Origin of the sequence: Thermosynechococcus sp. B1, assembly GCF_030322985.1 — a bacterium.
GTDB lineage: Bacteria > Cyanobacteriota > Cyanobacteriia > Thermosynechococcales > Thermosynechococcaceae > Thermosynechococcus.
Genome location: NZ_CP096573.1, coordinates 561,826 through 586,682 on the forward strand (window position 1 = coordinate 561,826; position 24,857 = coordinate 586,682).

Here is a 24,857-nt window from a genome sequence, read left to right on the forward strand (position 1 = left end):
TGTATATCGATGAAACGGGGTTTGACTCTTGGGTGGCGTGTGAGTATGGGTGGTCAGCGCGAGGCCAACGAATTGATGGAGAGCGAGCGGGGAAGCGTCAGAAAAGAGAGAGTTGAGTCGCAGGACGGTATAGACATCAGAAAGACTTCATCGCCCCAATGCTGTTTTCAGGCTAAAGTCACTAAACAGGGGTATCAGCGCAGACTGGCCTAGGCGATCGCTCGCTGCAGATGATTTTGCAAGGTTTTAGTGGGCAGGCCACTCTGGAGATGCTGCCACGGTAAGATCGTTTCCTCTGGCCAATTAGCAGTGACGTAGGCTTCAAAGTCGGGCAACTGTCCGCGCAGTTCCTTAAACGCCCGCCGATAACTGCCCAAGGAAGTGCCATAGTGACGCACCTGCTCAAGCAGGGGAGCAAGCCGGCGATCGCCCCGCGAAATTAAAGCTTGAATCAGCGAGTCATTATAGGATTCAGGACGAAACTCAATCCCCAATTTGGCCAATTCTTTTTTCAGGAACTTAAGACGTTTTTCGGCTACGGGTTGCACGCCCCACCACTGGAAAGGGGTATGGGCCTTGGGCACAAAGGTACTACAGCCAAGGGTGAGTCGCAGGCGCGGCGCTGTTTTTTTCAATTGGCGAAAGAGATCCACCGTAGCTGCAACATCGGCATCGGTTTCTGTGGGCAGTCCCACCATGCCATAAAACTTTAGCCCCTTGAGGCCGCCGGCTTGGGCATGGCTGGCAGCAGCAAGAATCTCCTCAGTCCCAAGCTTTTTGTTGATCACTTGGCGCAGACGCTCAGACCCCGTTTCGATGGCGATCGTCAGGGATTGACTGCCCCGTTGACTCAAGAGTTGGGCAAGGGATTCAGTGACCGTATTTGTGCGCACAGACGCTAAACTCACCCGCACATGGTCAAATTGTGGTTGGCCTAGATACTCAATCAAGGCGGGAAATTCGGGATGCTGGGTAATCGAGGCACCCAAAAGCCCTAGGCGATCGGTGACCGCTAGCCCCCGCTCAATGGCAGGAATCAGTGTTTCGAGACTGGGCGTGCGAAAGGGCAAGGTCAAATAACTGGCCAAACAAAAGCGACATAGCTCTGGACAACTACGCACCACCTCCACCATGTAAATCTTTTCCCAAGCGGCGAGGGGGGTGACCACCGTTGAGGCAGCAAGGGTATTGCCGCGATGGACTTGTTTGGTCACTGTGGCGGGTACCGTGGGCTTTCGGGGTTCAATTCCTTGAATCGGGCCTGTGGCACTGGCATAACTGACGGCATAAAGACTGGGGACATAGAGGCCGGGCACTTGGGCAAGGGCTTCCAACTGTTGCGATCGCGCAGCAGTGCGCACCTGTGCCATTGTCGTCAGAAAGGGATCTAAAAGCGGTTCGGCGTCCCCTAGCAAAATGACATCAAAAAAGTCGGCAAAGGGTTCGGGATTGGCCGTCAGCACTGGACCACCGCCAAAGATCAAAGGATGGCGATCGTGGCGATCGCGCTGCCAAATGGGAATGCCCAACTGCTCCAAGAGCGCCAATAGATTGCCGTAGTCCAACTCCCACGAGAAGGAAAAGCCCACTAACTCGGGATCTCGAGGCAGGAGTTCGTGCACATCGGTAAAGAGGCGACTCACGGCCACATCAGGACGGCTGGCCAGTTGTGCCCACACTAGTTGATACCCTAAGCTGGTAATGCCAACGCTGTAGGTATTGGGAAAGCCATAGATGACGCGCAGTGCCTCTGGCCGCGGGCGCGATCGCTCAAAGAGGAGAGTTTCAGCAGCAAAAGGGGAATTCACCTAGGTTTCCGTTGACTTACGGCGGCTGGTTTTTGCGGTCTTGGTGGCCGTCTTTGTACTGATCTTTTTGGTGGTTGATTTTGGTTTCGGGGCAGTGGCTGTTGCGCTGCGGCGGGTTTTCTTCGGTGCTTTCTCCGCCAATAGGGGCAGGGCTTGCTCAAGGGTCATGGTCTCTGGACTCACCCCTTCCGGCAGTGAGGCATTCACCTTGCCGTGGTTGACATAGGGACCATAGGGACCATCCAAGATCTGCACCGGTTCGCCATCCTCTGGGTGAGTCCCCAACACCGCGAGCACCTGTTTTTTGGCACGGCCACGACTCGCTTTCGGGGTCGCCAGCAGCTCCAAGGCACGCTCTAGGGTAATCGTATAAACATCATCCTCCCCCCTGAGGGAACGATAGTCCTTTTCCCCCTCAGGGTCATGGACAATGTAGGGGCCAAAGCGACCTTGATTGGCTTGAATCAGTTTGCCCGTTTCGGGATGAACCCCCAATATGCGGGGCAGCGACAACAGCGTAATCGCCAAGTCTAGAGTGACTTCATCGGGACTGACCCCCTTGGGTAACGAGGCTCGTTTGGGTTTTGGATTGGCCGCTGTGGCTTCCCCCAACTGCACATAGGGACCAAAGCGCCCCGTTAGCAAGAAGATCGGTTCGCCAGTTTCAGGATGCACACCTAGCTTGTCGGGACCCTCTAGTTTTTGGCGAATTAATTGCTCCACTTGTTCGCGGGTGAGGCTACCGGGAGTGGCATCTTGGGGCAACGAGGCTTTAATCGGTTCGCTGCCATTGCCATTTTGATAGACGACAAAAGGACCAAAGCGACCCACCACCACTTCGGCATTCAGTTCTGGCAGGGCGATCGCCCGGGCTTCTGTGGACTCAATTGTGCGCTCCCGCTCTTTGACCTGCTGCTCAAGGCCGTTTTCACCCAGATAGAAGGATTCAAGGTAGGGTTGCCACTGCACCTCCCCCGTGGAAATCTCATCAAGGGTTTGCTCCATCCGCGCCGTGAAGTTAATGTCCACTAAGTCGGGGAAGTATTTCTCCAGCAGTGCCGTAACCGCAAAGGCAGTAAAGGTGGGTTCAAGGGCATTGCCCCGCCGAATGGCATACTCGCGGTCTTGGATCGTGCTGATGATGGTGGCGTAGGTGCTGGGACGCCCAATGCCGGCTTGCTCGAGGGCTTTAACAAGGCTGGCTTCGGTGTAGCGTGGCGGCGGCTGGGTTTCGTGACCGACACTTTCAAGGGCTTGGCAGCGGAGAATATCGCCCACCTGCATCAGGGGCAGCATCACCTCTTGGCTTTCGAGGGCGGCATCGGGATCATCCGACCCTTCCACATAGGCACGGAAAAAGCCCGGAAAATCAATGCGTTTACCGTGGGCACGGAAGAGGGCATCCCCCGCCGTAATCGAGACCGTTAGCAGGGTGACGCGGGCATCAGCCATTTGTGAGGCCACTGTGCGCTTCCAGATCAGTTCGTAGAGTTCCAGTTCCCGATCCTTAAGGCCGGTTTCTTGGGGGGTGCGAAACTGACTACCCGCAGGGCGAATCGCTTCGTGGGCTTCTTGGGCGCCCTTGGTTTTGGTGGTGTACTGCCGCGGCTGGGGCGACAAAAAGGCTTTGCCGTACATGGCTTCCACACAACTGCGAGCGGCAGCGATCGCCTGTTCCGACAGATGCACAGAGTCCGTGCGCATATAGGTGATATAGCCCTCTTCATAGAGCTTTTGGGCAATGCGCATCGTCTCCTGGGCCGAGAGGTGCAGTTTGCGGTTGGCTTCCTGTTGCAGCGTCGAGGTGGTAAAGGGAGGAGCGGGTTTGCGGGTTTGTTGGCGCTCCTCTTGTTCAGTGACCGTCCATGTTTCCGTCAGCAGGCGATCGCGCAGGGCATTGGCCGCCGCCTCATCCAAGAGCAAGACAGCATCAGGGTTGCGCACCTGTCCTGTAGCAGGATCAAAATCATTGCCCGTGGCCAAGCGTTGACCGCCGACACTCACCAAACGGGCTGGAAAGAGGGTTCCCCGTTGATCCAGCGTGGCCTTGAGATCCCAAAATTGCCCCTTGCGGAAGGCCAGCCGTTCCCGCTCCCGTTGCACCAATAGACGCACTGCCACCGACTGCACCCGCCCCGCCGACAGATGGGGAGCAATTTTCCGCCACAGCAGGGGCGACAGGGTATAGCCCACCAAGCGATCGAGGATACGCCGCGTTTCTTGGGCACGCACGAGTTGTTGATTGACATCGCGGCAATTGCGCAGGGCTTCTCGGATGGCCTCTTCCGTAATTTCATGGAAGACCATGCGCCGCACGGGCACCTTTGGCTCCAACAGTTGCAGCAAGTGCCAACTAATACTTTCGCCTTCGCGGTCTTCATCGGTCGCAAGCAGGAGTTCATCAGCAGTTTTCAGGGCCGTTTTCAGGTCTTTGACAACTTTTTGCTTGTCTTTGGGGACAATGTAGAGGGGTTCAAAGCCAGCAGCGACATTCACCCCTAGGGTTGCCCACTCCTCCCCCTTGAGTTCGGGGGGCACATCAGCAGCGCTGCGGGGCAGATCACGGACATGACCCATCGAGGCTTCAACGCGATAGTCCGGGGGCAGAAATTTGCGAATGGTATGGGCTTTTGTCGGGGATTCAACGATAACAAGGGTGGACATAGCAGATGCTGCGGGATGGGTTTTTCGGCACTCTCAAGTTTAGCGATCGATCATAGAATTGTGTTCTCCCACCGTATCATGGGGAGCAAGGAGAAGCACTTCCTTATATTGATAACCCTAGCCTAACCAATGGGCGATGCGGAGAATCTGTTTAGTCAGCATAACGGTTTTTAGGTAGCAGCGATGACTCAGCGTGGGGCAGCCCCAGAAATCGTGATCCAAACCCGCCACCTCAATAAATATTTTGGCGATCGCCACGTCCTGAAGGACATCAACTTCACCGTTGCTAAGCAAGAGGTGGTTGCCCTCATTGGCCCCAGTGGTTCTGGCAAAAGCACCTTGCTCCGCTGCTTGAATGGGTTGGAGACGTACCAATCGGGGGAGATTCTCATTCTCGGTCATTACCTGCCCCCAGTGCCAACGCCGCAACAACTGCGGGTGATTCGCCGGGATGTGGGTATGGTCTTTCAGAACTTTAACCTCTTTCCCCACATGACAGTCTTGCAAAACATCATCGAAGCGCCGATCCTTGTGCGCAAGCTCCCCCGCCGCGCGGCTATTGAAATGGCTGAAAGTTTATTGACCAAAGTAGGATTGCTGGACAAACGGGATGCCTATCCTCGGCAACTCTCCGGGGGACAACAACAACGGGTGGCGATCGCCCGCGCCTTGGCCATGCAGCCGGAAATTCTCCTCTTTGACGAACCCACCTCTGCCCTTGACCCGGAGCTAGTGGGGGATGTCCTCGCCGTGATGCGACAACTGGCCGAAGAAGCAATGACCATGGTGGTGGTCACCCACGAAATGCAATTTGCCCGTGAAGTCTCTTGCCGCGTCGTCTTTCTTGCCGATGGCCAAATTATTGAGGAAGGATCGCCCCAAGAACTGTTTCGTCGTCCGCAACAGGAGCGAACCCGCCTCTTTTTAGAGCGTGTGCTGGTTAGGCACTAGCCTTTATAGGCCTTGATGCATTTTTCAACAAGGGGCTGCACCGCATCCACATCCTGCCAGCCAAGAATTTCAGTCACTTTCTTTTGCAGATTCTTGTAGGTACGGAAGAACTCAGCGATTTCTTCGAGGCGGTGGGGCGCAATGTCCTTGAGGGACGTCACCTCGGCATAGCGAGGATCATCAACGGGCACACAGAGAATTTTCTCGTCGCGATCGCCACTGTCAATCATCTCCAGCATGCCAATAGGACGGGCAGGAATCACACATCCCGGAAACGTCGGCTCATCCATGATCACTAGACCATCGAGGGGATCGCCATCATCCGCCAGTGTGTTGGGAATGAACCCATAATCATAGGGATAGGTCACCGCCGAATAGAGCACGCGATCGAGGGCAAAGACGTTCATTTCCTTGTCAAACTCATATTTATTACGACTGCCCCCCGCAATTTCCACCAGCACATTGACAACACCCGGCTTGGGTTGGGCAGGAATACGGCTCAGATCAATACCCATAGAATCATGTCCACGCAACAAGTCTCCATTTAATCGAGATCGGGACATTGAAGCAAGCACTGGATTGATCCCTTGGGTCGCTTTCCGCTAAGGTTTTGGGGAGTCCCTTGTCAGCTTTGCCCTATGTCTCTAAAGCGGTTGGTGCTTGCAGCCCTCAGTGTCGTGGTTGCTGCCCTCCTAACGGTGTCGTTGCTGGGCAGTTATTTAGAACCCCAAACCCAAGGGCAAATTAACCTATTTCAGACCAATTTGTCACTACAAGCCCGAGAATGGCAGGGTCTGGGAGATGCCACAACCCGCGATCGCCTAGTGGGCAATTTAGAAGCTGCCATCCAAGCCTACGAAGCGGTGCTGGCAACCCCCACACCACAAAACCAACCGCTGCGTCTTCAATTGGGACTGCTCTATGCCGATGCCGGCCAGCACGATCGCGCCCTCAACACATGGCAACTCCTCATTAATGAGGCTCAAGGGGCAACCCGCAGTACCGCAGAAGTGCTGATGGGATTGTGGACCGATCCCCCGCAATTGCTGCCAGATGCCGAACCATTGATTAAAAATACACTCCAAGGCTGGTTTCGCGATCGCGCCCTCGAACGCCTCTATGAACTGCAACAGCGATCCGACGCCCTGATGACCTTGACCCGTGCAGAACAGCAGCGCGCCCAAGCAGCCTTCTATCGCCTTGCCCTCCTTGGCGTCACTCCTGTTTTGGGGAGTTTAATTGGGATTGTGCTTTGGATTGTCTGGATCTATCAACACCTACGACGCCGCCACCAAGGGAACACCCTTCCACCCCTAACCCCCGTGACATGGGGCTGGGAAACCCTGTGGGAAGGCATGGTGATCTGGTTTGCTCTCTTCTTTGCCATTAGTTTGGTATTGATGCCCTTGGTGCGCTCCCTGATCGGCATGGGACTGCCGCTGCGCTCTGCCATGGCTCAAACACTGTATGCCTTAGTGAGCTACGGCACAACGATGGTTGCTGGCTTGGGCTGGTTGTGGTACTTTCTGCGTCCCTTTGGTAAACGCCCTGCGGATTGGTTACGCTGGCAAGGGGGGTTAGGGGGTGCCTTGCGTTGGGGGGTCGGCGGTTATTTGGCGGCACTGCCCTTAGTCGTGGTCAGTTCCCTGATTAGTCAAGCCCTGCTGAAAAATCAAGGGGGCGGCAATCCCCTACTGGAAATTATTTTACAAAGCCGCGATTATACCACCTTTGCCCTACTCTATGTCATGGTGGCAGTGATGGCACCCTTCTTTGAGGAGATTCTCTTTCGAGGATTTTTCTTTCGTTCGGTGCAATCCTATTTGCCCCTCGGCACTGCCATGGGGGTGACGGGACTCCTCTTTGCCATTGCCCACCTGAATTTGGCCGATCTATTGCCCTTGACGGTTTTGGGAACCGTGCTCAGCTACATCTACTGGCGATCGCAAAATATCGGTGCAGCCATGATTCTCCACAGCATCTGGAACAGTGGCTCCTTTTTGGGCTTGCTCCTACTGAGTGGGGGGACGGAAGCGGGGTTCTAACTGCCGCACCAACCACTGACGCGGTACCCAGCGACCGGCAAAGGCCAAGAAGCGGTTAGCGGGCTGTCCGGGAATGACCGTGGCCACATCGGTTTGCAACGCCGCAAGGGTTTCGGCCACCACCTGTTCGGGAGTGTCCTGCCGGGCAAGGAGCGCGGGGTTGCGCAGCATATCTGCCCGCTCAAAGAAATCGGTGGCCGTTGGCCCTGGACACACTCCTAGGACACGAATACCCAAGGGTTTAACTTCTGCCCACAGAGCTTCGCTGAAGTGGCGAACAAAGGCTTTGCTGGCGGCATAGACGGCGAGATAGGGCAGGGGCTGAAAGGCAGCAATGGAGCTAACGTTGATAATCGTACCTTGGCGGCGGGAGCGCATTTCTTGGAGCACGAGATGGGTGAGTTCTACTAGCGCTGTGATGTTCACTTGGAGCATGGCCGTCAATTGCTGGCGATCGCGATCGCCAAAGGCACCATAATCCCCAAAGCCGGCATTATTGACTAATACATCCACCGTTAGTCCTAGGGACTGAATCTGTTCATAGAGGCGGAGCGCCGCATTGGGTTCGCTGAGGTCTTGGGGAATACCTACAACCGGTACTTGTGTGCTGAGCTGGGTCTTTAGCTCTTCTAGGGTGTCGAGGCGGCGACCAGTGAGAATCAAAGCGTGCTGGCGATCGGCCAAGGCTTGGGCAAAGGCCTGCCCTAATCCCCCCGTTGCCCCCGTAATCAGTGCGGTTGCCATAAAATTGTTACGAAACTTAAAGATCGCTATTCTAAAAGTAATACATTTCGGGAATGGGCAGAATGACCTCTACGCTTTCAGCCACCGCAGCTTTTCCCACCGCAGATTGGACTTGGCGTGGCCATCGCATTCGCTACAGCGTCAATGGCAGTGGTGCCCCAGTGGTGTTGGTTCATGGTTTTGGTGCCTCTATTGGTCACTGGCGCAAAAATATCCCTGCCCTCACCGCCGCAGGTTACCGTGTTTATGCCCTTGATTTACTGGGTTTTGGTGCTTCGGCAAAGCCGGATTTAACCTACAGTTTGGATCTGTGGGCCGAGCTACTGGCGGACTTTTGGCAAGCCCACATTGGGGAACCCGTGGTTTGGGTAGGGAATTCCATTGGTGGTCTGCTGTGTCTGATGATGGCGGCTCGCTATGGCCACACCTGCCGTGCGGTGAGTGTTCTCAACTGTGCCGGGGGACTCAACCACCGTCCCAATGAACTGAACTGGACGCAGAGTCTCTTTACAGCTATTTTTCGCGCCTTAGTAGCCTCTCCTATCATTGGTCACATTATTTTTGATCAAATTCGCCAGCCAGCGCGCATCCGCAAAACCCTGACCCAAGTCTATGCCAATCCCGACGCTATTACCGATGAATTGGTGGAACTGCTGCATCGGCCCGCCATGGATGCCGGTGCCAAAGAAGTGTTTGCCCGTGTGATTTCAGCACCGCCGGGACCGAAAATTGTGGATTTGCTGCCAGAGGTTCAAGTGCCGATTCTGGTGCTCTGGGGTGAGGTGGATCCTTGGACGCCGGTGTCGGGGACTCAGCACTTTGCAGCCCATCAAGATCGCTTGCCGATTCGCATTGAGCGACTGCCCAATACTGGCCATTGTCCCCATGACGATCGCCCGGAGCTGGTGAACCCGATCCTCATTGAGTGGTTGCAACAGTTGGGGCACGCCTAACTCAAGAGGCAAGCAAGGGCATCGAGGCTTTCTGGCAATTGGGGCAGCAGAATGCGATCGCCCACCATGGCGGCACACAGCAGCATCATGTAGAGAATCGAGAACTTAAAGAGGCTGCGTGCCTGTTCTTTGTCCTCGGGGGCTTGGGTCAACTGCCACGCGCGGTAAATAAACCAACTGCCAAGGGCGATCGCCACCACACCATAGCCCCAGCCCACGACACCGCAAGGGTAGATTAACAGCAGACTGGTGGGCACCAGTGCCAAGGTGTAGAGAAAAATTTGCCGTGCCGTGACGCGATCGCCATCAACAACGGGCAACATCGGCACCCGCACACGGGCATAGTCCTCTTGAATCAGCATCGCCAACGGCCAAAAATGGGGCGGCGTCCAGATAAAGATAATGGCAAACAGCACCCAAGCCGCCCAACTCAGTTCTCCCGTCACCGCTGCCCAACCCACCAAGGGGGGAATCGCCCCAGCCGCACCGCCAATGACGATATTTTGCGGCGAAGACCGCTTCAGCCAGTGGGTATAGACCCCCACATACACCGCAATTCCGGCCATAGCAAGGCTCGCACTCAGGAGGTTGGCAAACACTGCCAAGAGGCTAAAGGCCGTTGTTGCCAAGAGCACTGCTAGAAACAGCGCTTCCCAAGGAGCCACCCGACCCGCTGGCAAAGGGCGACGGCGCGTCCGCTCCATAATGGCATCAATATCGCGGTCATAGAGACAGTTGATCGTATTCGCTGCCGCCGCTGCACAGGCACCACTGACAAGGGTTATCAGGAGTAATTGGGGAGCCACCCGACCTTGGCTTGCCACTTCCATTGCTGCCGCAGTTGTAATCAAAAAGAGCAGAATTAACCGCGGTTTGGTGAGTTGGACATAGTCCACTAATTTTGTCGAAAGATCCCCCGTTGAGGAGGAAAGTCTGGCTAGGAATGTCATGCGAGCCTCAAGATCGTTCAAAACTTATGCTTCAGGGAACCGGCTTGGCGATCGCGCCATGCCAATGTGGAAATGGCAACCAACACCCCCAAGAGGGTGGCGCCAATCATTTGATGGGCAACGGTGAGAGCCGGCACCTGTAGCTTTAGTTGTAGGGTGCTCCACCCCAAGGCCACCTGCAGAGCCACCACTGGCAGGAGTGAGAAACTGAGTTGGCGCAAGAGGGAGGCCAAGGCGGGGCTACGCCAAGCGACAATCACCACCCCTAAAACACTCAGGGTAGCTGGGACAGCACCGATCAGATGGCTATTGAGGACTACACACAGGCGATCGCCATAGAGACACTGATGCACTGCCCACTGCGAAGACACCAAGCCCCCTAACAAACTTTGGCCATAGACACATAGCGCGCCAATCACTGCGGCAATCCGCAACCAACGGGCGCTCCCCGTACCCCGAAAGGGAGCGAAACCAACGGTGATGGCTGCCAAAAGGCAAAAGAAGAGCAGTCCTGTGCCCAGGTGAGCGGTAACAATTTCAAAGCGCAGCAACTCAGTCACCGTCAGGCCACCGAGAATCCCCTGCACAATCACAAGGCACAGTGCCGCCGCAGCAGCAGAGGGCACCCAAGGGGGCAGAGCTTGCCGCCAAGCCACACTCAATCCTACAAAGGCGATCGCCATCAGCCCTAAACTGGTGGCCAGCAGGCGGTGAAACCACTCTAGGAAGATCTGCAAATCCATTTGCGGTACCAGCGTGCCAAAGCACAACGGCCAATCGGGACAGGCTAAACCGGCATCCATCACCCGTGTGGCACTGCCCACCGCCATCAAAAAGAGGGTAAAGACCGTCATCAGCAGCACGAGGCGAAAAATCCACTGGCGACGGACACTCGGATCACTGCCTAGGGTCAAGGGTGAGACATGAAAAGGCCCCAGCACGGATTTTTCCTCGACAGCAACAACTTCTTCATGGTAAAGAAGCTAAGGGGGAGATCAGGGCTGGCGTGAAAATCTATAGCTTTTCTTTAAGTTTTCGCTAGAGTATAAATTTTTCTTGCATTTGATTGCCGAGTTTGAAGGTCTAAAACGATGGCTCTCCGGCACTGGGTTGACGCTGCAAAAAGTGGAGAAAATCCAACAGTTCTTCATCGCTCAGTTGCTGGCGCGATCGCTTGCCGTAGCGTTCGAGTAAACAGGCACGGCCTTGGGCTTCCGTCCATCCCAAGCGTTTCATTTCGACAGTGGTTTGGGCAATTTCATCCGCCAGATCCACGGGTTCGCGCTTAGGGGGGGGCTTCTCGCTAACAGGTTTGACCGCTGGCTTACTGCGACGGGGATTGGGAGGGGGGGTGGGTTCTAGGAGCAGATCAGTATTGCTGGCCTCTGACCAAGGAGCTGCCTCGAGGGCTGCGGGGGTGCGGGGAATCAGTTCCGCCTCCGTTTGCACAGGGAGGTGAATACCGAGAAGTTGCAGGGCACGCTGGCGGGCACTATCTTCCGCCTGTTCTAGGGTGGGGGCAGCAGCCATCCCCGTGGCTAAAATCGTGTCGCCCACAAGGAGGGTGGTTTTGACAATAAAGAGGCCGTCATGAATTTGCAATAAATCACTGACAATGCTGCCGGTCGGATAGCGGCGGTGGAATTCGCTCATGGGGTTGCCGCAATAAAACGACGCATCGAGTTGATCTTATCCTATCCTTGCTGAAGGGCTGGCCTAGAGGAGATTCAGTACTGCCTTGTGAACCGCAGCCGATTGCAGGTAGGGTTGATAGTCGGGCACGGGGGCTGCGAAGGTGTGTTGCCATTGGTGGATCAAGGCAGTGGGGTCAGGGGGCAATGCTGCTAGTTCAACCCCCGCCATACCCGTATCGGCCATGAGGTAACTCACCTTGGGATCATAGCTGAGGGCAAAACAGCGACAACCCACACTGGCCGCCATGATCAGGGCATGGAGGCGCATGGCGATCGCCCCCGCCGTTGTTGCCAACAGTCCCTTCATCTCGCGGGGATCCTCACAGGACACAAGTTGCGTCTGCTCAGGCTGCAATGCCCCATAGAGATCCTCAGCCAAGGGCAAATCCTGTTGGGGCTGAAAGGGCAACAGCAAAAGCGGTACCCCCGTCTCTGCCTGCCACTGCCGCAAGGCCATTTTTAGAAGCTGCCAGCGATCGCCCGTGAGGTGTCGATGGGGACGTAAACACACAGCAATGGGCGCCTTGTCCTTGGGAGGTAGAACAGGACGGGCTGACATCAGCCACACGGGATCGGCACCCTGTTGATGGGGAATGCCCCACTGCCGCAAGAGAGCCGCTGACCCGGAATCGCGCACCGTGACTGCAAGACAACGCCGCAGAAGTGCCCGTGTCCACCAACGATAGAGGGGCGATCGCACTGGTCCAATCCCCTGTGCCCAGGCAAGGGTGCGACAGCCAAACTGTTGAGCCAGCGTCATCAGACCAAGGTAATAGAGGGGGCTGCGCCAACTGGTGACATCCTGAATGAGGCTCCCACCACCCCAAATGAAGGCTTGGCTCTGTTGTAGGGTGCGCAGCACCTTTGGCCACTGGCGGCGATCGCAGGTAGCAACGCCATAGCGGGCTGCTGTAGCTGTAGGATTGCCGCTGAGGACGACCGGTGAAACGTGGGGCGGCAACTGTTCGAGGAGCGTTGCCAAGAGGGCTTCGTCCCCGGCATTGCCATAGCCGTAGTAGCCACAGAGAAAGACTTGACTCATGGGACAGGCTCCACTAGCGGCACTGCCTGAAGAATGTCTTGAAGAACGTTGATCAAGGCGGGGGTGGGTTGAATGGCTGGCACCAAGGAAACAGCGTGGTGGGGATACCTGACTTGCAATGTCGCTAGTTGGCTGTGGACCTGATCAACGGTTTTACCGCCAAAGAGAAAGTAGCCATAAATTTTGCTACTGGTATATCCCTGAGCCATCCGCGTCTCAATGGCATGGTCTAAACTTCCCACTTCAGTCAGGAGCGCTGGATGCACACCACAGGTCTGACACAGTTCCTCAAACCAAGGGCGAACTTCAGGCCGACGACTGCCGTGGCCAAGGAGAATATCGGCGGCTGCATCAGCGATCGCCCGTTGTAACCATGCTTGAAAAAGCGGCTGTCCCCCCAAGAAGGGGAGTAATTGCATGGGAAGCACCGACTCGGCTGCCGCGATCGCCTGCGGCAGATCCACCACCACATGGTTGCCCGGCAGTAAAAACAGGGGTAGAATGACTACCCGCTGAGCGCCTTGGCGTTGCGCTTGGCCACTGAATTCCTGAATCTTGTTAGGCAGTGGTTCTTCCTCAAGGGTGCCCCAGCCCACCATTCCTAGGCGGGTGAGTTGCTGACACAAAAAGGCCATGGCCGCCTGTGGCTCAGGGGCAGGACTGCCGTGGCTAATGAGAAAGTAGGCCATCATGATGGGGCAGAAAAGCGCGATCGCCAGTTCTCACTCAAGAGTTCCTGTTGCGGTACCAAGACCTGCTCCCCAGAGGTCAACCACTTCACTTGCACGGTGCGATCTGTAGCCTCACTCTCGCCAATCACCAGACACACCGTAGCACCAACGCGATCGGCGCGTTTGACCTGTTTACCAAAGGCACTGCCGCTGAGATCCACCTCAACGGTGTAACCTTGATGCCGCAATTGCTGTGCCAAAATCAGGCCTTGGCGTTCGGCAGCTTTGCCACGGGTCACCATATAAAGGTAGGGTTGATCGCGCGGCGGCAACGGGCGATCGCGCAGGAGTAAAATCAATCGTTCCAGTCCCATCGCCCAACCAATGGCGGGGGTGGCAGGTCCCCCTAATTCCTCGACAAGGTGATCGTAGCGCCCCCCTCCACAGACGGTTCCCTCATTGCCCAAACTCAAATCCTGAAATTCAAAGGCGGTGTGGGTATAGTAGTCGAGGCCCCGCACAAGGGCAGGATTTATCTGGTAGCGGATGCCCAGATCCTGCAAGAGGGATTGCACCTGCTCAAAATGGTTGCGCGATCGCGGACTGAGATAATCCAACAGCCGCGGCGCTTCCTTAACAATCGCTTGGGTGTGAGGGTCTTTACTATCGAGGATGCGCAGGGGATTGCGGTGGAGGCGTTCTTGGGAATCGGGGTCTAACTCTGCCTTGTAGGGGGTGAGGTAATCCACCAAGGCCTGACGATACTCACTGCGATCCTCGCGATCGCCCACGGAGTTGAGCATCAGGGTTAACTCCTTCAATCCTAGGGCCTGCAAAATATCTAAAGCCACAGCAATGACTTCGGCATCGGCACGGGGATCGGCACTGCCTAAAACTTCCACCCCCAACTGGTGAAACTGGCGATAGCGACCGGACTGTGGCCGCTCGTAGCGAAACATGGGCCCTAGGTACCACAGGCGTTGGACGCCCCCTTGGCTGTGCAAACCATGTTCAATATAGGCGCGCACCACCCCCGCCGTGCCCTCTGGCCGCAGCGTCAGCGACCGTTGACCGCGATCGCTAAAGGTGTACATTTCCTTACTGACAATATCGGTGGCTTCACCAATGCCCCGCTCAAACAAAGGGGTTTGCTCAAAAATGGGAGTGCAAATTTCGCGGTAGGCAGCGCGATCTAAAATCTGGCGAGCAATGGTTTCTAAATACTGCCAATAGACCCGCTCAGCGGGCAAAATATCGCGAGTTCCCCGTGGTGCTTGCAAACCCATGTGTGGTCAATGCGCAAATGAAACAGACGTATTATACCTGCCTAGCTTCCTAGTAACTTCTCCACCCGCTCTAGAACCTCGCGAATGTGCTTTAATTCCCCGAGAATTTCCTTGAGGAGATCATCTGTCGGATTGGGGGGCGTGGTTTTTAATTCCACTTGGAGGGTAGTAATGCCCATCACGTCACGGGCAAAACGAGCCACTTCATTGGGGTGAAACAGCAGCGGTTCACGACGGCTTTTGCGATGCTCTGGATTGAGGCGTTGGGGATCAAAGGGGGGATTAATGGTTTCATTATTGGTGTTGACATAACGATAAATAGACGCACGGGAGCGGCGGAGAGTTTGCTGCACTTGATCAATGGTCATTAACTCATCCCCCCCCGCAGGATAGGAAGAACGCTGCATTGAGAACGGCCAAACGGTAATGTTGCTATCAAACTTATTTTACTGTAAGGATATGGACATCAAATCGTCAGGTTTTCATGCTAATTCCTTGGGCGTTAGGCGGAAAGGGGCGTTGTTGGTGTGCCAACAGGCCACTGGCAAATGAGAATGCCATTGCCGAGCGATCGCCCCCCGCTAAATCCGCAAGGGCTTGAACACGTGCCTCACCGCTTAAGTATTGCACACGAATTACCGTTGTGGCGGCACTGGGATCAATGTCCTTTTGCACCAAATAGTGATGATCAGCCGCTGCCGCAATCAAGGATTGATGGGTAACGCACAACACCTGATGGGTTTCCCCCAATCGTCTTAAACTCTCGGCGATCGCCCCCGCCACGCGTCCGGAAACCCCAACATCAATTTCATCAAAAATTAGCGTTTTCGGTGTTTGCTGTGTCGTCAAGCAGGTCTCCAACGCCAGTGAAAATCGGCTCATTTCACCGCCAGAGGCAATCTCCCCAAGGGGTTGCAGGGGTTGGCCAGGATTGGCACTCCAGAGAAACCTAATCTCGTCACTACCGTGACTACTGGCTTCTGTGGTTGTGACCTGCACGATAAAACGGGCTTGGGGGAGTCCAAGGGGTTGAAGATGGGTCAGCAGGTCTTGTTCGAGGCGTTCTGCTGCCTTTAGTCGTAATTCGTGAAGTGCCGCACTGGCTTGTTCAAGGGTCTGCCGCAGTTGGGCAACTTCTGCTTCTAGGGACTCTTGGCTAGTAGAGGCATCCCTGAGGGCAGCTAATTCTGCTTGGATGCGATCGCGATAGGCAATGACACTGGCTAAATCAGGGCCATACTTGCGACACAGGCGTTGTAATTGGTGAATGCGCTGACCGAGGGCATCGAGTGTGGCTGGATCCGCATCGAGGCGATCGGCATAACTGCGCAGTTGGCGGGCGGCTTCTTCGGTGTGGGCGATCGCCCCTGCCAACAATTCGCTCATCGGCTGAAGCGCTGGATCCCAGTTGGCAATGGCTTGCACTGCCCCTTGGGCTTGGGCCAGCAACGTCACCACACTCGGTTCCCCTTCGTAGAGGAGGTGATAGGCCTGTTGGCTTTGGCTTTGCAGTTCCTGCACATGGCTGAGGCGTTGGTAGTCCTGTTGCAATTGGGTCAGTTCTTCAGGGTCGTCTAGGGCAGCCGGCAACAGTTCTTGGAGTTGAAAGTGCAGTAAGTCGAGTCGCTGGAGCCGTTGCTGTTCCTGAGCGGCAAAATCCTGCAATTCCCGTTGCCGTTGTTGCCATACTCGGTAGGCGTCTGCCACCCGCTGCCGCTGGCTCATTAAGGCCTCGCCCCCATAGCGATCAAGCCAATCCCGCTGTTGAGAGGCACTGGCCAGTTGTCCTGCCTGTCCTTGAGCTGTCAGGCGCACAAGGTGCCGCCGCAATTCCTGAAGTTGCTGGCGATTCACTAACACACCATTGACGCGGCTGCGACTGCGAAAGGTCTCTCCCTTGAGACTAAACTCGCGGCTACAGATCACCTCATCCCCTTCAGCATCAATTTCTAGGGTGGCCAGCCAGTCTCTCACTGGGGGGGTCAGGGTGAAAGTGGCTTCGATACAGCCCTGCTCTGTCCCCGATCGCAATTGCCGCGCCGAGAGCTTCCCCCCAAGGAGAGCATCAATGGCATCGAGGAGAATCGACTTGCCTGCCCCCGTTTCCCCCGTGAGGACATTCAACCCCCGCTGAAAGGTCACCTCTAGCTCCGCAACGAGGGCAAAGTTCTGAATCCGCAGCGTTTGTAGCATTGTGGCTCCACTAGAGCAACGGTTCTAGGGCCATCCTTGAGCAAAGGGCGGTGACCCACTTTTGGAATCGTGCGACTTGATTTTGTACCGCTGATTAGCCTACATAGTATGAAGGTAACATTTTGCAACAATGTGAGGAGCGACCGCGCGGATGATCACGGAGGCAGCGATCCCGGCCACGGTTCCCAAGGAATTTTTAGGTCCCCCGATGGGCTTTAATCCCACCTTAGTGATGTTTTTTGCCGCATTTGCGATCGCCATTTTATCCACTTGGGGCTACTTTCAAGGTCACTGGCCGGGCTGGGTCTCATTTGTGGCCAATATGCTGGCCTTGCACCTCATGGGCACAGTAATCCACGATGCCTCCCACAATGTTGCCCACAGTAACCGCATTATGAATGCAATTATGGGTCATGGCAGTGCCCTGATGTTGGGGTTTGTTTTCCCTGTCTTTACACGGGTGCACATGCAGCACCATGCCCATGTCAATGATCCCGAAAACGATCCCGACCACTATGTCTCCAAAGGGGGACCCCTGTGGCTGATTGCACCCCGCTTTTTCTACCATGAGGTGTTCTTTTTTAAGCGGCGGCTTTGGCGCAACTATGAACTTTGGGAGTGGTTTCTCAGTCGCTTGACGCTGGTGGGCATTGTGATCTTTGCGGCGTTTAATGGCTATTTAGACTACGTGCTTAATTATTGGTTTTTGCCCGCTGGGGTGGTGGGTCTGATGTTGGGGCTGTTTTTTGACTATTTTCCCCACCGTCCCCATACCGAGCGCGATCGCTGGCACAATGCCCGCGTTTATCCCAGCCGCCTCCTAAACATCCTCATTTTTGGTCAAAACTATCACCTCATCCACCATCTCTGGCCGAATATCCCTTGGTACAAAGTGCAGCCGGCCTACTACGCCGTTAAACCCCTCCTCGATGCCCACGGCTGCAAACAGACCCTTGGTATATTGGAACCAGGGAATTTCTTGCCCTTTCTCTATGATGCTTTGGTGGGCTTGCATTTCCATCGCCCTCGTTCTTCCTGAGGTGAATCTCCGGTATGCTGGCTGACGCTGCGGGCGATCGCCCCCCTGTGGTGGCGGTTGAGAACTTACAAAAGTCCTACCGTAGCGGATTTTGGCTGCGGACGGTGCTCACGCCCCTCAAGTCTGTCTCGCTGCGAGTGTACAAGGGGGAAACCTTTGGCCTACTTGGCCCCAATGGCGCCGGTAAAACCACCCTGCTGAAGATTCTCTTGGGGCTAGTGCAACCCAGTGCAGGGCAGGGTACGCTGCTGGGACATCCCTTGGGGGATCGCGCCGTGCGGCAGCGGATTGGCTACCTGCCGGAAAACCCCTACTTTTATGACTATTTGACGGCTTGGGAGTTCCTAGAGTTTACGGCGGGACTCTTTGGCCTCAGTGCCGCCACCTGCAAAGAACGCATTCCTCTGCTGTTGGAAATGGTGGGCCTCAACCTCAAGGATGCCCGCAAAAAGCAAATGCGCCGCTACTCGAAGGGGATGGTGCAGCGGGTAGGATTGGCGCAAGCCCTGATTAACGATCCCGAAGTGGTCTTTTTGGACGAACCCATGTCGGGTCTCGACCCCCTTGGCCGCTACCAAATTCGCGAGATCATTCTTTCCTTAAAACAGCAGGGCAAGACGATCTTCTTTAATAGTCATGTCCTAGCGGATGTGGAGGCCATCTGCGATCGCATTGGTATTTTGGCGCAAGGGCAATTGATTTGCGCAGGCGGTGTGGATGAACTCCTTGGCAGTAGCGAAGCCTATCACGTGGTGGGCAAAGGCGGTCATGTGGATGGCCTTCAGGAATGGCTCTATTCCTTAGATATTCAGGGCGATCGCTGGCAAGGCGTGATCAAAATTCCCCTACAACGCTTCCTCACCCTCGTTGAAGAAATGGGCGGTAAAATCCTCCAACTGCGCCTTGCTCGCCCCACCCTCGAAGAGTTTTTTGTGGAACAACTGCGTCAACAGGGGATTCAAGTGAGCCATTAGGGATGCAATCCATCTGAAGCCCTCGTCGCAAAAGGTCATCATCTATGCTGAACTGGCGCCGTTTTCTCTGGTTGAGTTGCTTGGCCGCTCTCTTAGTGGTTGCCTGCGGTACCTCTGCCTCTTCTGTGGCCACTGATACCCTCAGCCAGAAAATTGAGCAATTGCGACAGGCGCCCCTTACCGTCGTCGTTGAGAATGCCCAAGGCCGTCCGATTCCCCATGCCCACGTCCAACTGCTGCAGCAAAGCCATGCCTTTCCCTTTGGCGTTGCCCTCGATACGGAGATGTTTCGCCCCAGCCCACCTCCGGCTGCTGACTGGTACAAACAAACGGCTCAGGCAAACTTCAATGCCGCCGTCCATGAAAATGCCCTCAAGTGGTATCAATTGGAGCCAGAGCAGGGCAAGCTGGACTTTACTATGGCTGACGCCCTCTTCAACTGGGTGCAGGCCCAAGGCTGGCCAATGCGGGGGCATACCCTCTTTTGGGAAGTGGAGCAGTTTAATCCCCCATGGCTGAAAACACTGCCACCAGAGCAATTGCGCGCAGCGGTGAAAAACCATGCCATTGCTGTCTGTCGCCACTATCGCGGTCGGATCAACGAATTTGATGTCAACAATGAGATGCTCCATGGCAATTTTTTCCGCAGTCGCCTTGGGGAGGGCATTGTCAAGGAGATGTTTGCATGGTGCCGCGAGGGCAATCCCGATGCGATTCTCTATGTCAACGACTACGGCATCATTGAGGGCGATCGCCTGAACGACTATGTTGAGCAAATTCGCAGTCTCTTGGCCCAAGGGGTGCCCCTTGGCGGGATTGGGATTCAAGCCCATCTGGAATATCCCTTAGATGAGGCCAAAATGCAGCGTGCCCTCGATACCCTCGCCCAGTTCAATCTCCCCTTGAAAATTACCGAAGTGAGTGTGAGTTTGGCCGATGAGCAACAGCAGGCCCAGACCCTGCGCCAAATTTATCGCATTGGTTTTGCCCACTCCGCAGTCAAGGAAATTTTGCTTTGGGGCTTTTGGGCGGGGAACCATTGGCGTCCCCAAGCCGGACTCTATCGCCAAGACTTTTCCGCCAAGCCAGCGGCGATCGCCTACCGCAAACTGCTGTTTGAGGAGTGGTGGACAAAGGTGACGGGTCAAACCAATGCCCAAGGCCAATGGCAAGGACGCGGCTATCTTGGTCGCTATCGCTTAACAGTGACAGCCCAAGGCCAAACCCGCACACAGGAGTTGACACTGCCTCAAGGGGGGACAACCGTCACCGTTCGGCTATGAGCCTAGCCCCGCATCGCCCCCATCAAGAGGGACAGCCAACCCAAGGGATTGCCGCCAGCGTAAATGTCCATGACCGCCTGCGCCAGTTGGGGTAGGCTGCGATGGCCATAGAACCAAGGGGGCGTCACCGGTAACTGGAAGGGAACACGCACCACGGCTTTTTCGGGATAGTCAAACAGGAAGCTATTGTGAACCACGCCCACCCCAGAACCAATGGCCGCTGGTGTATGTCCGGGAAAGGCTCCCCAAGGCGTACAGCCCAATCCATAGGCCAAGGAGACCCACGCATTAATGGCAATAGAACCGTAGCGCAGTTGGGCGATCGCCTGTTCCAGCACTTCTGCACAGCTGGCCTCAGTGCGCGGATCAACGATTAGACTACAGCCGAGGGTACCCCAGAGCCGCTCATTGACAAAGGGCACGGCAGTGGTGAGGTAGGCGGCGGCATCGCTAACGGGCAGTTGCACCTCTGCCAACAGACCACAAAAGACCTCTTCTTGGAAAATGCGGGGATTGGCCGTGGGGGTGAGGCCTTCAATCAGGGTCCAAGGAATTGTGCCTTTGACAGCGGGACTCAGCACCGTGGCTTGGGGATAATCCGCCAGAAACGACTCATAGCGGGCGATCGCCCCCGGATAATAGGCAGGGCGAGGGGGAATCGCTTGCAGTTGTGCCTTCAGGGCGTTGAGGAATGCCTCTCGCTGCGGCCATCCCGCAGCCGTGACGAGGATTTGCGCCCCAATGCAGTTAAAGCTGGCGTTATGGACAAGGGCACTGGCCACTTGGCGGGCTTGGTAGGTCAGTTCTGCTGCTGTCCATTCGCCGGGAACGATCAACAGGGGAGTGACATTTCCCAGTTCTGCTGTCACGGGTTTGGTTAGCTTCCGTTGTTGGCGAGCTTTGCGAATGGCCTGCTCGGCCGCCGTTTCTCCCCAAACAAGGCGATTGTAGGTGTGGTGGGAACCGGTAATGTGAATGTGCTGCGTCAATGGATGATGGCAGAGGGCTTCCCCTAGGGCGGCATCTCCTTCAACAATCTCAAGGAAACCCGCCTCAATTAAGGGCGCACAAATCTTGCGAAAACACTCCGTCAAGGGCGCCAAGAGGGGATTCATCTTCAGTAGTGCCACTCGATTGGCCGCCACCAGTTGATAGAGGGCATCCGCCAAGCACAATGATGTGATATTGCCCGCCCCCAGCACCACAACGACCCCCGGCGGCGGTGGGTTACGGTGGGCACTGCCCTGACTTGGGGGTTGATCGGGTTGGAGCCAAACTTCGGCTTTCACCCCAAACCAAAGTAAACGCTCTTGCCAATTGCGCGGCAGAATGTCAGCGATCGCCTGACCAGTGGGGGCGGTTCGCCAGCGGGGCACTGGGGGGGCGGCTTCGTGACGCAGGGCATGGAGATAGTGATCGAGCTTGAGAATTAAGCCCAAAGGGCCTGTTGTCCATTCTTCCCCTGCCCAAACCCCCTGGGGGTCAATACCTTTGATTTGACAGGCCAAGGTCACCCATTCTGGAGCATGGCGACGGGCAAGGGTCTTCATGGCTTGAAGATAGCCCATGCGCTCTCGCGGTGCGAGGCATTGCCAGCGGCTGGCCTGCTGATGGAGGCGTTCCAGTTCGGGAATGGTGGTTGTTGAGAGTGTCATAAAAGGTGGTTGATTTTCTCCTGTGGGCATGGTTTGACAGCGGTGCCGGTGTACTGTTGTCGTCAATACTCCTCTGCCAAGAAACTCAATCGCGATCGCCAGCCCGCTGCGCTACATTAAAAAATTATGAACGATGCAAGGGAGGTAAGGCGTGATTCGTCCCGACAGCGAAGTCATTTTAGAAGTTCGAGAGTTAACGGCCAGTGTGGAGGACACCCCCATTCTCAAAGGCCTGAACTTGACGATTCGCGCTGGGGAAATTCACGCCATCATGGGGCCCAATGGCTCCGGCAAAAGCACGTTCTCAAAAATTCTCGCGGGTCATCCCGACTACACCGTAACTGGTGGCGAAGTACTCTATAAAGGCAAGAATCTCTTGGACTTGCCCCCTGAAGAGCGTGCCCGTGAAGGCGTCTTTTTGGCGTTTCAATACCCCCTTGAAATTCCGGGGGTGAGCAATCTCGACTTTTTGCGGGTGGCCTACAACGCCAAGCGCAAGCATCAAGGTCTCGAGGAACTGGATGCCTTTGACTTTGATGATCTGGTGCGACAGAAAATTGAACTGGTGAAGTTGGATGAAGGCTTCCTCAATCGCGGGGTGAATGAGGGTTTCTCCGGCGGTGAGAAAAAGCGCAACGAAATCCTGCAAATGGCTCTGCTGGAGCCGACCTTAGCCATTCTCGATGAAACCGACTCTGGGCTTGATATTGATGCCCTGCGCATTGTTGCCAATGGCGTCAACCAACTCACTCGCCCCGATAACTGCATTCTGCTGATTACTCACTATCAACGGCTGCTGGACTACATCGTGCCCGATTATGTCCATGTGATGGAGGGGGGGCGGATTATCCTCACTGGCTCGAAGGAACTGGCGCTAGAACTGGAAGCACGGGGCTATGACTGGGTTCGCGAAGAGGAGGGGGCTGTATCATGACCATTACAGTCAACGCCAATTCCGATCAAGCGGATCTGCCCAAGGCCAGTCGCACGAATGAACTCAATGATCTATTGAACTGCGCACCGCCCCCGCGCCATGCTGAGTTAGAATCCCTGCGGCAAGCGGCCCGCGATCGCCTCCATGAGCAAACCTTGCCCACCCCCCGCGATGAGGATTGGCGCTTTACGGATTTATCGGCTTTACGGACGCGATCCTTCCAAGCCCCCATTGCCCCCCTCAATCCAGAAATTGTTGCCGAAGTGCGGCATCTGCTGTGTGAGCGCAGCTTTCCAACCGTTGCCCAAATTGTTCTGATTGATGGCTATTTTTGCGGAGAACTCTCCCGTGTGAATGCCGCTGGGGTTGAGCTATTGCCCCCTTCCCTACCAGCGATCGCGCCGCCAGAGGTCTTTAGCGATCTCAATGCCGCCATGCTTGCGGATCGGGTTTGTCTGCGTCTATCGGGGACTCTCCCTGAACCCATGGAGGTGTTCTGTGTCAGTAGTCGGCAGCAGCAGAGTGTGGTGTCACCGCGTCTGACGGTTCAAGTTGCTGCCCAAGGTGAAGCTACGTTGATTGAACGCTTTTTGTCCCTCACGGGCGATCAACAGTTCACCAACAGTGTCACGGAACTCTCCCTAGGAGCCAGTGCCCGCCTGCGCCATGTGCGGATTCAACACCAATCACCAACGGCGATTCACATTGGCTGTACAGCGGTGTGCCAAGCCCAAGACAGTGACTACGAGGGGCACGCCGTTGATTTGGGGGGATGCTTGAGCCGCCACAATTGGCAGGTGCAGATCCAAGGTAGTGGCAGCCAGACAATCCTGAAGGGACTGGCGATCGCCATGGATAGCCAAATTATGGACACCCACTCGGCAGTGTTCTTTAATGCTCCCCATAGCGGCAGTGAACAGATTCACAAGTGCATTCTTGGCGATCGCGCCCACGGTATTTTTAATGGTCGCGTTGTTGTGCCCCAAGTGGCGCAGCTCACGGATGCTAGCCAACTCAATCGCACGCTGCTGCTCTCCGCCAAAGCCCGCGTGGATACCAAGCCCCAACTAGAAATTGTGGCTGATAACGTCAAGTGCTCCCACGGTGCCACTGTCAGTCAACTGGCGGCAGAGGATATCTTCTATCTGCGCAGTCGTGGCCTTGATGAGCGCCAAGCGCGGGATTTACTGGTGAAGGCCTTTGCCCTTGAGCAACTGGTGGAGATTGAGCCAGACCCCCTGCGGCAGGAAATTGAAGAAGCGCTCTTGGCTAAGCTACACTAACCCCTGTTCTTTGGGCAGCATGAATCTTGGCCAAGAAGAATTAGGTGGCGATCGCGCCCCCACCAGAGCTGCTGTTGCTGACGGAGTTGGTGGAGCAAGCGGGTTACGGTCACCCGAGTAATGCCTGTGTAGCGGGACAGTTGGGCATGGGTGAACCGCACAGGGAGGCGAACACCCGCAGGGGTGCTGACGCCAATCATTTGCCCCAAAACCACTAAAACTTCATACAATCGCTGCACAGCAGTGGGATAATGACCGGCCTTCAGTAACAGATCACTGTAGTACTGCCGATACTGTTGCCCCTCGCAAATGAGGCGTGGTAAGTGGGCAGATGCGTGTACCTCAGCGGCCGTAAATGAGAGGAGGCGACTTGGGCTCAGCGCCTGTATTTCATAGCAAAGATCAGGGGAGCCACAAACGGCCATTCCCGCCGTCCCTAACCCAATAAAACAGAGGTTGCCGTCGCTGTCGACGAGGTTGATCTCAATAATCCCTGTTTGAATCAGCCAAACACGCTCCCGCAGCACGAGGGATGCGTTGCGGCCTAGTTCAGAAGCTGGGTAGGCTTTCGCCGCAGTTGTGGCTGGATCAATAGGCGTGTAGAGGGGGACGGACATCATTCCCATACCCAAAAACGGAATGATTACTATTATCAAAATTCAAAAGAGAGGCAACCCTGCATTCACCG

22 protein-coding genes are annotated in these 24,857 nt (G+C 55.6%); 8 read left to right on the plus strand and 14 right to left on the minus strand.

Translation table 11 applies throughout. The features are described 5' to 3' along the window. Window positions 1-209 precede the first annotated feature (209 nt). A complete protein-coding gene (locus M0644_RS02880; RefSeq protein ID WP_286626507.1) occupies window positions 210-1,808 on the minus strand; it encodes a radical SAM protein in 1,599 nt (532 codons plus the stop codon). Beyond that, window positions 1,809-4,472, minus strand: a complete 2,664-nt coding sequence (gene topA / locus M0644_RS02885; RefSeq protein ID WP_286626508.1) for a type I DNA topoisomerase — start codon at window positions 4,470-4,472, stop codon at window positions 1,809-1,811. Window positions 4,473-4,655: 183 nt separating this feature from the next. Here topA and M0644_RS02890 point away from each other — a divergent pair, with 183 nt between their 5' ends. Continuing rightward, window positions 4,656-5,423 (plus strand): amino acid ABC transporter ATP-binding protein, encoded by a 768-nt coding sequence (locus M0644_RS02890; protein ID WP_286626509.1) that lies wholly within the window; start codon window positions 4,656-4,658, stop codon window positions 5,421-5,423. Here M0644_RS02890 and M0644_RS02895 read toward each other — a convergent pair. Further along, window positions 5,420-5,932, minus strand: a complete 513-nt coding sequence (locus tag M0644_RS02895; protein ID WP_149821614.1) for an inorganic diphosphatase — start codon at window positions 5,930-5,932, stop codon at window positions 5,420-5,422. The two genes, M0644_RS02890 and M0644_RS02895, sit on opposite strands and share 4 nt — an antisense overlap. 129 nt (window positions 5,933-6,061) lie before the next feature. On the opposite strand from M0644_RS02895, the gene M0644_RS02900 reads away from it, so the two are divergent. Then, window positions 6,062-7,468 carry a type II CAAX prenyl endopeptidase Rce1 family protein gene (locus tag M0644_RS02900; protein ID WP_286626511.1) on the plus strand — a complete coding sequence of 469 codons (1,407 nt, stop codon included), beginning with the start codon at window positions 6,062-6,064 and terminating at the stop codon, window positions 7,466-7,468. Here the strand turns inward: M0644_RS02900 and M0644_RS02905 are convergent. Further along, window positions 7,436-8,212, minus strand: a complete 777-nt coding sequence (locus M0644_RS02905) for an SDR family oxidoreductase (RefSeq protein WP_286626513.1) — start codon at window positions 8,210-8,212, stop codon at window positions 7,436-7,438. The two genes, M0644_RS02900 and M0644_RS02905, sit on opposite strands and share 33 nt — an antisense overlap. Window positions 8,213-8,274: 62 nt before the next feature. Between M0644_RS02905 and M0644_RS02910 the strand changes: the two genes are divergently transcribed. Further along, complete coding sequence (locus M0644_RS02910; RefSeq protein ID WP_286626514.1) at window positions 8,275-9,165, plus strand: alpha/beta fold hydrolase; 891 nt, start codon at window positions 8,275-8,277, stop codon at window positions 9,163-9,165. Here M0644_RS02910 and M0644_RS02915 read toward each other — a convergent pair. From M0644_RS02915 to recN, 8 genes are all read right to left on the minus strand, one after another. Beyond that, window positions 9,162-10,115, minus strand: coding sequence for a heme o synthase (locus tag M0644_RS02915; RefSeq protein WP_286627155.1), 954 nt, complete (start codon window positions 10,113-10,115; stop codon window positions 9,162-9,164). The genes M0644_RS02910 and M0644_RS02915 overlap by 4 nt on opposite strands. A 17-nt stretch (window positions 10,116-10,132) precedes the next feature. Then, window positions 10,133-11,053: a COX15/CtaA family protein gene (locus M0644_RS02920; RefSeq protein WP_315863018.1), complete on the minus strand. Its 921-nt coding sequence runs from the start codon at window positions 11,051-11,053 to the stop codon at window positions 10,133-10,135. Between the two features lie 145 nt (window positions 11,054-11,198). Then, entirely contained in the window at window positions 11,199-11,768 is a 570-nt protein-coding gene (locus M0644_RS02925) for a hypothetical protein (RefSeq protein ID WP_149817998.1), read from the minus strand. A gap of 63 nt (window positions 11,769-11,831) precedes the next feature. Then, window positions 11,832-12,851, minus strand: coding sequence for a polysaccharide pyruvyl transferase CsaB (gene csaB, locus M0644_RS02930; RefSeq protein WP_149818000.1), 1,020 nt, complete (start codon window positions 12,849-12,851; stop codon window positions 11,832-11,834). Next, window positions 12,848-13,543 carry a sirohydrochlorin chelatase gene (locus tag M0644_RS02935; RefSeq protein WP_149818002.1) on the minus strand — a complete coding sequence of 232 codons (696 nt, stop codon included), beginning with the start codon at window positions 13,541-13,543 and terminating at the stop codon, window positions 12,848-12,850. Before M0644_RS02935 ends, csaB begins: the two co-directional genes overlap by 4 nt. Continuing rightward, on the minus strand, window positions 13,540-14,808 hold the full coding sequence (gene hisS / locus M0644_RS02940; RefSeq protein ID WP_286626517.1) for a histidine--tRNA ligase: 1,269 nt from the start codon (window positions 14,806-14,808) through the stop codon (window positions 13,540-13,542). The genes M0644_RS02935 and hisS overlap by 4 nt, the downstream gene beginning before the upstream one ends. A gap of 41 nt (window positions 14,809-14,849) precedes the next feature. Beyond that, window positions 14,850-15,215, minus strand: coding sequence for a resolvase (locus tag M0644_RS02945; protein WP_149818006.1), 366 nt, complete (start codon window positions 15,213-15,215; stop codon window positions 14,850-14,852). 67 nt (window positions 15,216-15,282) lie between these two features. Further along, window positions 15,283-17,001, minus strand: a complete 1,719-nt coding sequence (recN, locus tag M0644_RS02950) for a DNA repair protein RecN (protein WP_286626518.1) — start codon at window positions 16,999-17,001, stop codon at window positions 15,283-15,285. Window positions 17,002-17,155: 154 nt separating this feature from the next. Between recN and crtR the strand changes: the two genes are divergently transcribed. From crtR to M0644_RS02965, 3 genes are read left to right on the plus strand one after another with little or no spacing between them, the layout of a single operon-like run. Then, window positions 17,156-18,040, plus strand: coding sequence for a beta-carotene hydroxylase (gene crtR, locus M0644_RS02955; protein ID WP_399374355.1), 885 nt, complete (start codon window positions 17,156-17,158; stop codon window positions 18,038-18,040). Between the two features lie 14 nt (window positions 18,041-18,054). After that, window positions 18,055-19,014: an ABC transporter ATP-binding protein gene (locus M0644_RS02960; RefSeq protein ID WP_149818013.1), complete on the plus strand. Its 960-nt coding sequence runs from the start codon at window positions 18,055-18,057 to the stop codon at window positions 19,012-19,014. A gap of 44 nt (window positions 19,015-19,058) precedes the next feature. Further along, complete coding sequence (locus tag M0644_RS02965) at window positions 19,059-20,297, plus strand: endo-1,4-beta-xylanase (RefSeq protein ID WP_286626521.1); 1,239 nt, start codon at window positions 19,059-19,061, stop codon at window positions 20,295-20,297. 2 nt (window positions 20,298-20,299) lie between these two features. Here M0644_RS02965 and M0644_RS02970 read toward each other — a convergent pair whose 3' ends face one another. Beyond that, window positions 20,300-21,952 carry an aldehyde dehydrogenase family protein gene (locus M0644_RS02970; protein WP_286626522.1) on the minus strand — a complete coding sequence of 551 codons (1,653 nt, stop codon included), beginning with the start codon at window positions 21,950-21,952 and terminating at the stop codon, window positions 20,300-20,302. 151 nt (window positions 21,953-22,103) lie between these two features. On the opposite strand from M0644_RS02970, the gene sufC reads away from it, so the two are divergent. Beyond that, window positions 22,104-22,886, plus strand: a complete 783-nt coding sequence (gene sufC / locus M0644_RS02975) for a Fe-S cluster assembly ATPase SufC (protein ID WP_286626523.1) — start codon at window positions 22,104-22,106, stop codon at window positions 22,884-22,886. Further along, window positions 22,883-24,169 (plus strand): Fe-S cluster assembly protein SufD, encoded by a 1,287-nt coding sequence (gene sufD, locus M0644_RS02980; RefSeq protein ID WP_286626524.1) that lies wholly within the window; start codon window positions 22,883-22,885, stop codon window positions 24,167-24,169. The genes sufC and sufD overlap by 4 nt, the downstream gene beginning before the upstream one ends. Here sufD and M0644_RS02985 read toward each other — a convergent pair. Next, window positions 24,166-24,789, minus strand: coding sequence for a Crp/Fnr family transcriptional regulator (locus M0644_RS02985; RefSeq protein WP_286626525.1), 624 nt, complete (start codon window positions 24,787-24,789; stop codon window positions 24,166-24,168). The two genes, sufD and M0644_RS02985, sit on opposite strands and share 4 nt — an antisense overlap. Between the last annotated feature and the right edge of the window lie 68 nt (window positions 24,790-24,857).